The organism is Succinimonas sp. (genome assembly GCF_045225735.1).
Taxonomy (GTDB): Bacteria; Pseudomonadota; Gammaproteobacteria; order Enterobacterales; family Succinivibrionaceae; genus Succinimonas.
Window position 1 is genome coordinate 1 of record NZ_JBGVBR010000070.1, and the last position, 10,083, is coordinate 10,083.

A 10,083-nucleotide genomic window follows, 5' to 3' on the forward strand; every position below is an offset into this window, starting at 1 on the left:
ATGGTACCCGAGGCGGGACTTGAACCCGCACGCCGCTAAGCACTACCACCTCAAGGTAGCGTGTCTACCAATTCCACCACCCGGGCACAATCCGCAAGGCAAAATCCGTCAGCTGTTACTGCTGATCTGCCTTTTCATCCGAAGAAGCTTCAGATGCGGTATTCTTGTTATCCTCAGGAACAGTCTTTTCCGCTGCGGGGGGTTCAACCTTTTCCACCTTGACTGCAGCCTTGCTGTCGGAATTTTCCACCGGAGCCGGCTGGCTTACCTGAGCGCTTTCAGTCTGCACCCCTTCTTCGATTTTGTCAAAGGCGGCGTTTCCGTGGTCTCTGTGGTTGTTAATATAACCCAAAGCCAGACAAATTCCAAAAAGCGTGAATGCCAAAACCCAAGTGCTTTTGGTAAAGAAATTACCGCTGCCGGCAGCGCCGAACAATGTATTTGCCGCGCCTGCTCCGAACGAAGCCCCCATGCCTGCGCCCTTGCCCTGCTGAGCAAGGATAAAAGCCACAAGCAGAACCGCATTTACGAGAAAGAGCACCAGAAGTATTGCATAAGCCAGTGTCATCGTCGCATCGTTCCTTTAACCTTGTCATTCAACGCGGGCTATTCTAACAGAGATTTGCAACTTGACAAGCATTTTTTGAAATTTTTTTATTTTTGCCGGCGCAATGGCTGAAGAACGGTCAAAAAACAGCCAGTCCGCCGCCGGCAACGGCTTTTAAGGGGGAATATGGCATTCCTCCGCAAAAAAGCCCTCTGCGGCCGTCTCCTCCGCTCCTCAGTTCTGACTCTGCTTTACAATGACATCGGCAATCCCGGAGGCCAGCTCCTGCACCAGAGCGGCATCATAGCCTTCCGCCATCACCCGCACCAAGGGCTCGGTGCCGGATTTCCGGAGCAGAATCCGCCCCTGATCTCCCAGCCGGGCTTCGGCGGCGCGGACGGTTTCCTGCACCTTTTCATCGCTGAGCGCATCAAAGCCGGCAATCAGCCTGACATTGATCAGCACCTGGGGATAGAGCTCGATATCCTTGTGCATGTCGCTGAGATCCTTCTGATCCTCGCACATGGCTCTCAGCACCTGGAGAGCGCTGATAATGCCGTCGCCGGTGGTGGTGTGCCGGAGACTGATAATGTGTCCGGAGTTCTCGCCCCCCAGCTTCCAGCCCCTTTCCAGAAGCTGTTCCATCACATAGCGATCCCCCACCTTGGCCCGGGCAAAGGGAATATCCAGCCGCTTCAGGGCATGCTCGAAGCCAAGGTTTGACATCTGGGTGCCCACAACGCCCCCCTCAAGCCGCCCGGTCTTCTGCTGGTAACGGGCAATGATATAGAGCAGCACATCGCCGTCCAGAAGATGACCGTGAGCGTCCACCATCATCACCCGATCCCCGTCGCCGTCAAAGGCAATGCCCAGATTGGCCCGGTACTTCAGCACGTTCAGGATCAGGTTCTCCGGATGGGTGGAGCCGTAGCCGTCGTTAATGTTCAGGCCGTCCGGAGCATTGCCGATGGCAATAACCTCCGCTCCCAGCTCCCGGAACACATCAGGAGCCACCTGATAGGTGGCGCCGTTGGCGCAGTCCACCACGATGCGAATGCCGGCCAGAGAATAGAAGTTAGGGAAGGTGCTCTTGCAGAATTCGATGTAACGGCCCGGAGCGTCCTCCTTCCGGGAGGCCTTGCCCAGATTCCGGGACTCGGCCACCGTCATGGCATGATCCATGAGAGACTCGATCTTAAGCTCGGTTTCATCGGGCAGCTTGGTGCCGTCCTTGGAAAAGAACTTAATGCCGTTATCATAGAAGGGATTGTGGGAAGCGGAGATCACCACGCCGGCCTCGGCCCGGAAGGCCTTGGTAAGATAGGCCACGGCCGGAGTCGGCATGGGGCCTAACAGCACGGAATCCACCCCGGCGGCGCTGAAGCCGGACTCCAGAGCAGCCTCCAGCATGTATCCGGAAATTCTGGTGTCCTTGCCGATAACCACCTTCTTGGTGCCGGTTTCCGAAAGCACCTTGCCGGCCGCCCAGCCCAGCTTCATAACAAAATCCGGGACTATGGGATACTCCCCGACTTTCCCTCTGACGCCGTCAGTGCCAAAATACTGTCTCTGCATTTTTTAATCCCCTTTTAACCTGTTTTCCCGGGAAACTGCGTTCTCCCGGACCATCCTAATTCTTCTTCCCCAGCTTGAAAATCTGCTTGAGCCGGGGGGCCTTGTGTGAAAACACATTGGCATACTCCCAGCACTTCAGAGCGTCATACGTGGCCCGGACATCATGAACCCGGAGAATATGAGCCCCCTTGTGCACGGCGTAAAGAGCCAGCCCCACGGAGCCGAACACTCTCTCGTCCACCGGCACCCGCAGGAGATTGCCGATCATGGACTTCCGGGACACCCCCACCAGAAGAGGCAGTCCGAAGGAGGCAAAGGTATCCAGCCGGCCCATGAGCTCATAGTTCTGATCCAGGGTTTTGCCAAAGCCGAAGCCGGGATCGATGATAATGTTGCTTCTCTTGATGCCCGCATTCAGGCAGACGTCTATTCTTTCATAGAAAAACTGATTGATGTCTCCCAGAAGATCCTTGTAGGAAGGATTTTCCTGCATGTTCCGGGGATCTCCCTGCATATGCATGAGACAGACGGGACAGCCGGTTTTGGCCACAATCTCCAGAGCGCCGGGCACCTTAAGAGCCCGGATGTCGTTCACAAAATGCGCCCCGGCGTTAAGCCCCTCGCTGATGACCTCCGGCTTGGAGGTATCCAGGGAGATCATCACGTCCAGCTCCCGGGCGATCTTCTCCACCACCGGCACTACCCGGGAAAGCTCTTCGTCCGCCGAAACCTCTCCGGCGCCGGGTCTCGTGGATTCTCCCCCCACGTCGATGATCTGGGCGCCCTCCTTTACCATCTTTTCGGCATAGCGCACGGCATCGTCCAGCTTGTTATGCGTGCCTCCGTCTGAAAACGAATCCGGAGTCACGTTCAATATTCCCATGATTTTCGGAGCGGTAAGATCCAGCTCCCGGTTTCTGAATGACAGTTTCATCTTTGCCTCGGCTTTTTCTCGGAATTCCGGCTGACCCTCCGGACTTGGCAAGGCGGCGGGCCTTCTAAAAACAAAACCCCTTTCCTGCTGGGAAAAGGGGCTCTCGCAATAATCAGACTCGCGGGCTGTTATCCGCGGAATCGGTCTTCTCAGCCTTTTCCCCTTCCGGAGAAACCGCTTTGGCCGGTTCCGCTTCAGGCTTGCCGTCCCCCGGCTTGCCCGCCCCGGCGTCCCCGGCAGCGGCAATATCCCGCACCGGTCTTCTGGCCATGAGATCCTCTATCTGATCCGCATCAATGGTTTCATATTTCATCAGAGCATCCTTCATGGCATGAAGAATGTCCATGTTTTCCTCCAGAATCGTCCGGGCCCGGTTGTAATTGCGGGTCAGGATATCCCGGATCTCGGAATCGATAAGCTCCCGGGTGGATTCGCTCATGCCCTGAAGCTGAGAGGAGCCGCCGCCGTAGTAGGATTCCAGCTGATCGTTTTCCAGAAGCTGAGCTCCCAGCTTGGAGCTGAAGCCCCAGCGCAGCACCATGTTTCTGGCAATGCCGGTAGCCTTTTCGATATCGTTGGCGGCGCCGGTGGTGGCCAGTTCATTGCCGAAGATCAGCTCCTCGGCGATTCTTCCGGCATAGAGAGAGGCGATCATGGATTCCAGATACTGCCGGCTGTGACTGAATCTGTCGTTTTCCGGGAGATACATGGTAACGCCGAGCGCCCGGCCTCTGGGAATAATGGAAACCTTGTAAACCGGATCATGATCCGGAACCAGCTTGCCCACAATGGCATGACCGGACTCATGATAGGCGGTATTTTCCTTTTCGTGCTCGTTCATGGCCATGGAACGGCGGGCCGTGCCCATAAGAAGCTTGTCCTTGGCAAAATCAAAGTCCGCCATGGTAACCATTCTCTTGTCAGTGCGGGCCGCATTAAGAGCCGCCTCGTTAACCAGATTGGCCAGCTCCGCTCCGGAAAACCCCGGAGTGCCCCGGGCAATAAGAGCCACGTTCACATCGCCGGAGGTGGGCACCTTTCTCATGTGCACGGCCAGAATCTGCTCGCGCCCCTTAATATCGGGCAGAGCCACGGTAACCTGACGGTCAAAACGGCCCGGACGCAGAAGCGCCGAGTCCAGCACATCGGGACGGTTGGTAGCGGCGATGACGATCACCGCCTCATGTCCTTCAAAGCCGTCCATTTCCACCAGAAGCTGATTCAGAGTCTGCTCTCTTTCATCCTGGCCGCCCACAAAGCCCGCGGATCTCTTGCGGCCCACGGCATCGATTTCGTCAATGAAGATAATGCAGGGAGCATGCTTCTTTGCCGTGGCAAACATGTCCCGGACGCGGGAGGCGCCCACGCCCACGAACATTTCCACAAAGTCGGAACCGGAAATGGAGTAAAAAGGCACCTTGGCCTCGCCGGAAATAGCCTTGGCCAGCAGGGTCTTGCCGGTGCCGGGCTGTCCCACCAGAAGCACGCCCCGGGGGATCTTGCCTCCCAGCTTGCGGTACTTGCTGGGATCCCGGAGATAGTCCACCACCTCCTTGACCTCCTCCTTGGCTTCATCGCAGCCGGCCACATCGGCAAAGGTGGTCTTGACATCGGATTCGCTCATGAGCTTGGCCTTGCTTTTGGAAAAACCCAGAGCTCCGTGTCCGCCGCCCTGCGCCGCCCGGAGATAGAACACCCAGACGCCGATAAGGAGCAGCATGGGGAACCAGGAAATCAGGATGGACATGAGAATGCTGGGCTCCTGCGGCTTCACCCCGGTAGTCTCCACATTCATTTCCTCAAGCTTGGGGAGAAGCTCGGGATCCGTCAGGGGCAGCACCACGCTGAACTGCCGGCCGTCCCGGCGCATGCCGGTAATCACCTTGCCGTCAATCTTAACGGAGCTGATATCGCCGCCGGCAAGCTGCTTCTTGAATGCCACGTAATTGTTTTCCTGAGAGACTGAATCAGCTTCGTTCACGGCTTCCACGGCGTAAATAATCACCAGAGCTATAATCAGCCAGAGAAAAAGATTTTTAACCATTAAAAAGCTTCCTTAAAAAATGTCAGCGGAAGAATTCCTGTTCTTCGGCGCCCTTAAAACCCATTCCCACATAATAGACCTCCCGGGAACGCGACCTGGAGGCATCGGGCTTTCTCACCTTCACCGTGGCAAACGAATCCCGGAGCAGCTTCAGGTATTCCTGACTGCCCTGACCGTTAAACACCTTCACCACGAAGGATCCGCCCTTCCGGAGAATCTGCCGGCACATGTCAAAGGCCAGCTCCACAAGATACATGGCCCTTGGCTGATCCACTCCGGGGTTTCCGGACATGTTAGGAGCCATATCCGACAGGATCACGTCAACCTTGGTGTCGCCCACGGTTTCCAGGAGCCGATCCAGCACCTCCTGCTCCCGAAAATCTCCCTGAATGAAATCCACGCCGTTAATCGGGGTCATGGGCAGGATATCGCAGGCCACCACCCGGCCGGTTTCTCCCACGCAGGTTACGGCAAACTCCGACCAGCCTCCGGGGGCGGCGCCGAGATCCACCACCTTAAAGCCGGGTCTTATAAGACGATCCCGGCTCTGGATCTCATCAAGCTTAAAGCTGGCCCGGGATCTTAAGCCCTGCTTATGGGCTTCCTGCACATAGACGTCATCAAAATGCTCTTTCAGCCAGCGGGCCTGACTGGCGGTTCTCTTCTTTTTGGTCATATCGCGGAAACAAAGGCAAAACGGCCTCTGCTCTTAAAAAACGCTCTAAAAAATTTCACAAAACTGAGAGATAATTTTAGCTTAATAATGCCATTCCCACAAATAAAAACATGCTCGCGGGATCCCGACAATCACCCGGAAATTCCCCTGCGATCACACAAAAAACCGCTTTTGAAAAACTCGCAGACATCGGCTATAATCCCGGCGATTTAATCAGAGGAAAACACCCCATGGAACTTACTGTAAAACAGAAGCTTTTTCTGAAATCCCGGGCTCACCAGCTGAAGCCGGTGGTGATGGCGGGACAGAAGGGAATCACAGAAAGCCTTATTAAGGAAACCCTGGCCGCTCTCGAGGCTCATGAGCTCATTAAGATCAAGATCGCCGGAGAACGCGAGGCCCGGGAGGCCGCGGCTCAGGAGATCTCCGAAAAAACCGGCGCCGCCCTGGTGCAGATTGTGGGCGGGAATGCCACCCTGTTTAAAAAACGGAAGGAGAAATCCCAGTTTCAGCTGCCCCGGGAATAAAGCCCTCTCTTCCCCGATGCCCCGGCATGCCGGGGTTTCTCTCCGGTACCCCGCACTAAGCCCCGGTAATGTCCGGGAAATCTGCTATTCCGGCGGTTCAAAACCGACTGAATTGTGTATAACTCTGTTAATAACTTTGTTAACAACTCTGTGAATACTGTTCCGGATAACTCTTCCGGTTAACTTGACTCCGCTCCCCGAAAAGAAAAAATCCCGGAGATCTTCCGGGATTAGCGCCTCAGTCAGGCTCAGAAAAAGCCCGCGGCAAATCAGATATAGGAAACTTCCTTGATGTAGAATTCCATTCTGCCCTTGGGGATGTCCACCACTACGTCATCATCGGGGAACTTGCCCATAAGAGCTTTGGCAATGGGGGTCTTGTAGCTGATATAACCCTTGGTCACATCCGCCTCGTAGTCCCCCACGATCTTGTAGGTAACCTCTTCCCCGGTATCATCCCTTTCCAGCTTCACCGTGGCTCCGAACACCACCTTGCGCTCGCTGTCAGGAACCTTCTTCATTCTGGTAACATCAATGATTTCAGCGGTAGCCAGCTGAGTCTCCATATTCTTGATCTTGGCCTCGCAGATGCCCTGCTCCTCGCGGGCGGCGGCATACTCGGCATTTTCGCTCAAATCGCCATGCTCGCGGGCTTCGGCAATAGCATTGCTGATACGGGGTCTTTCCACCGACTTCAAAAATTCCAGGTCTTTGCGCAGCTTCTCGGCGCCTGCTACTGTCATTGGAGTCTTTTCCATTTACTCCGTCTCCCTAAAAAATAATAAAAAAAACGAGCCCCGCCGCTAAGCAGGACTCCTTTATGCTGACCATCACCGGGATCTTTGCCTTCTCCCAAGCCTGATTACGGCCCGGAACGGCTGGCATTCTAACATAATTAACACCTGAAAATGCCAACCTGAGTCACATTAACGGGGAATAAACCGGCAAAGGACAACTCCCGGCGGCTGTTACCCCTTCAGGTCATCAAAGAACTTTCTCACCTTCTGCAGGAAGCTTTCCCTGTTAGGCTCATGGCTGCCCGAGCTCTTGCTGTCTCCCAGAGAGGACTCGAAGCTGCGGAGAATGCTCTTCTGTTCATCGCTGAGCTTAACCGGGGTTTCCACCACGATATGGCAGTAGAGATCACCCGTGCGGGTACCCTGAACGCTCTTGATGCCCTTTCCGGGAACCCGCAGCCTGGTGCCGGTCTGCGTTCCTTCGGCAATGGTGAGACTGATTCTGCCGGAGAGAGTGGGAACCTCCACCTTGCCGCCCAGAGCCGCCGTGCAGAAGCTGATAGGAACCTCCACATGAAGATCATTGCCGTCCCGCTCAAAGATCTTGTGCGGTCTGACTCTGATAACAACATAAAGATCTCCGGAAGGAGCGCCGTTAAGTCCGGCCTCGCCCTTGCCGCTGAGACGCAGTCTGTTGCCGGTGGAAACTCCTGCCGGAATGGTAACCTCTTCCCGGATCTTCTTGACCACGCGGCCGGTGCCGTGGCAGCTGCCGCAGGGATTGGTAATCTCCTTGCCGGTGCCGTGGCAGTACGGACAGGTCTGCTCTACCGCAAAGAAGCCCTGCCGCATCTGCACCCGGCCGGTGCCATGACAGTGGGAGCAGGTCTGGGGCTTGGAGCCGTCCTTGCAGCCAGTGCTGTGGCAGGTATCGCAGGGAACATAAGTGCTGATCTCAATCTGCTTCTTGCAGCCGCTGGCAGCTTCCTCAAGAGTAATGTCGACAATCTTTTCAACATCATCTCCCGGCTGCTCTCTGGGAGCTCCGCCGCCGCCGCGTCTGTTTCCGAAAATATCTCCGAACATGCTGCCGAAGATATCCCCGAAATCAGCGCCGCCGCCAAAGCCGCCGAAGCCGCCGGCTCCGGCGCCGTTAGGATCAACGCCGGCAAAGCCAAACTGGTCATAGGCGGCCTTCTTGTTAGGATCGCTCAGGACTGAGTAAGCCTCATTGATTTCCTCAAACTTCTGAGCAGCGCCTGCCTCATGATTCCTGTCCGGATGATATTTCATTGCCAGGCGTCTGAATGCCTTTTTAATAGTCTGGGCATCAGCGCCTTTGTCGACGCCCAGGACTTCGTAATAATCACGCTTTTCGGCCATAATAGGGACACCTTTAAATCATATTCAAACAACAACGGATACCGCACAGTTCGCGGTATCCGTCTCAGCCGTTAAAAGGATCCGGCTCTGCCGGACCCTGAAACCGCAGGTTTACTTTTCATCCTTCACGTCTTCGAACTCGGCATCCATGGTGTTGCCGTCATCCTTGGCGGAAGAGGAAGCGGAATCCTGAGCAGGCTGCTCGGAAGCCGGCTGGCCCTGAGAACCCTGCTGAGTGTACTGAGGCAGAGCGCCGCAGATATCCATCAGCTTCTTCTGAGCGGCCTCGATGGCTTCCTTGCTGTCGCCCTTGGCAGCGGTCTCCAGCTCCTGAATGGCATCGTCGATGTTCTTCTTCAGGTCTGCGGGAACCTTGTCGCCGGCTTCGCTGAGCTGAGTCTTCACGGAGGAGATCAGCTGGTCTGCGGAATTGCGGGCGGTAGCCAGCTCGGCAAACTTCTTGTCTTCTTCAGCATGAGCCTCGGCATCTCTTACCATTCTCTGAATTTCATCCTCGGAAAGTCCGGAGGAAGACTGAATGGTGATCTTCTGTTCCTTGCCGGTGTTCTTGTCCTTGGCGCTTACATGGATACAGCCGTCGGCATCGATGTCGAAGGTAACCTCAATCTGCGGCACACCGCGGCGGGCCGGAGCAATGCCGGTGAGGTCGAAGTTGCCCAGCAGCTTGTTATCGGCAGCGCGCTTGCGTTCGCCCTGAAGCACTCTGATGGTTACCGCAGGCTGATTGTCCTCGGCAGTGGAGAAGATCTGGCTCTTCTTGGTAGGAATAGTAGTGTTCTTCTCAATAAGCGGGGTCATTACGCCGCCCATGGTTTCAATGCCCAGGGAAAGCGGAGTTACGTCCAGGAGGAGCACGTCCTTCTTGTCGCCTGACAGCACGGCGCCCTGAATGGCAGCGCCCACGGCAACGGCTTCATCCGGGTTAACGTCCTTGCGGGGTTCCTTGCCGAAGAACTCGCGTACCACCTGCTGAATGAGCGGCATGCGGGTCTGACCGCCTACCAGAAGCACGTCATCGATTTCGCTCTTCTGGAGATTGGCATCGCTGAGAGCAATTCTTACCGGCTCCAGAGAGGAGTTGACCAGATCCTGAACCAGGGCTTCCAGCTTAGCGCGGGTCATGGTTACATTCATGTGCTTGGGGCCGGTGGCATCAGCAGTGATGTAAGGCAGATTGATGTCAGTCTGCATGGCGGAGGAAAGCTCAATCTTGGCCTTTTCGGCAGCTTCCTTGAGACGGGAAAGAGCCAGAATATCCTTGCTGAGATCAACGCCGCTGGTCTTCTTGAAGTCATCGATAAGGAAGTCAATCACTCTCTTGTCAATGTCTTCGCCGCCCAGATGGGTGTTGCCGTTGGTGGAAAGCACCTCAAAGGTCTTGCCGCCGTCGCCGTCCTCGTCGATGTCAATGATGGAGATATCGAAGGTGCCGCCGCCGAAGTCGTACACGGCAATCTTCTTTTCGCCCTTGACCTTGTCTTCGCCGTAGGCCATGGCTGCTGCGGTAGGCTCGTTGATAATGCGCTTAACCTCGAGACCGGCAATTCTGCCCGCATCCTTGGTAGCCTGACGCTGCTGGTCGTTGAAGTAGGCCGGAACGGTGATTACGGCTTCGGTTACCTTCTCGCCGAGAATGTCC

9 protein-coding genes and 1 tRNA gene are annotated in these 10,083 nt (G+C 55.7%); 1 reads left to right on the top strand and 9 read right to left on the bottom strand.

Features of this window, described 5'->3' with window-relative positions:
* Position 1: 1 nt before the first annotated feature.
* From ACJROR_RS02465 to rlmE, 6 genes are all read right to left on the bottom strand, one after another.
* A tRNA-Leu gene (locus ACJROR_RS02465) sits at positions 2-86 on the bottom strand.
* A 29-nt stretch (positions 87-115) separates the two neighbouring features.
* A complete protein-coding gene (gene secG / locus ACJROR_RS02470) occupies positions 116-568 on the bottom strand; it encodes a preprotein translocase subunit SecG (RefSeq protein ID WP_406545711.1) in 453 nt (150 codons plus the stop codon).
* Positions 569-781: 213 nt separating this feature from the next.
* Complete coding sequence (glmM, locus tag ACJROR_RS02475) at positions 782-2,122, bottom strand: phosphoglucosamine mutase (RefSeq protein WP_406545712.1); 1,341 nt, start codon at positions 2,120-2,122, stop codon at positions 782-784.
* A gap of 55 nt (positions 2,123-2,177) precedes the next feature.
* Entirely contained in the window at positions 2,178-3,056 is an 879-nt protein-coding gene (folP, locus tag ACJROR_RS02480) for a dihydropteroate synthase (protein ID WP_406545713.1), read from the bottom strand.
* Between the two features lie 112 nt (positions 3,057-3,168).
* On the bottom strand, positions 3,169-5,100 hold the full coding sequence (gene ftsH / locus ACJROR_RS02485; protein WP_406545714.1) for an ATP-dependent zinc metalloprotease FtsH: 1,932 nt from the start codon (positions 5,098-5,100) through the stop codon (positions 3,169-3,171).
* Between the two features lie 22 nt (positions 5,101-5,122).
* Positions 5,123-5,776 (bottom strand): 23S rRNA (uridine(2552)-2'-O)-methyltransferase RlmE, encoded by a 654-nt coding sequence (gene rlmE, locus ACJROR_RS02490; protein WP_406038048.1) that lies wholly within the window; start codon positions 5,774-5,776, stop codon positions 5,123-5,125.
* 230 nt (positions 5,777-6,006) lie between these two features.
* Here rlmE and yhbY point away from each other — a divergent pair, with 230 nt between their 5' ends.
* Positions 6,007-6,303, top strand: a complete 297-nt coding sequence (yhbY, locus tag ACJROR_RS02495) for a ribosome assembly RNA-binding protein YhbY (RefSeq protein WP_406545715.1) — start codon at positions 6,007-6,009, stop codon at positions 6,301-6,303.
* A gap of 269 nt (positions 6,304-6,572) precedes the next feature.
* On the opposite strand, the gene greA is transcribed toward yhbY, so the two are convergent.
* The 3 genes from greA to dnaK form a co-directional block, all read right to left on the bottom strand.
* Positions 6,573-7,061 carry a transcription elongation factor GreA gene (gene greA, locus ACJROR_RS02500; RefSeq protein ID WP_406038052.1) on the bottom strand — a complete coding sequence of 163 codons (489 nt, stop codon included), beginning with the start codon at positions 7,059-7,061 and terminating at the stop codon, positions 6,573-6,575.
* A gap of 210 nt (positions 7,062-7,271) precedes the next feature.
* Complete coding sequence (dnaJ, locus tag ACJROR_RS02505; RefSeq protein ID WP_406038054.1) at positions 7,272-8,423, bottom strand: molecular chaperone DnaJ; 1,152 nt, start codon at positions 8,421-8,423, stop codon at positions 7,272-7,274.
* A 111-nt stretch (positions 8,424-8,534) separates the two neighbouring features.
* On the bottom strand, positions 8,535-10,083 hold a 1,549-nt coding region (dnaK, locus tag ACJROR_RS02510; protein ID WP_406545716.1), incomplete at its 5' end, for a molecular chaperone DnaK.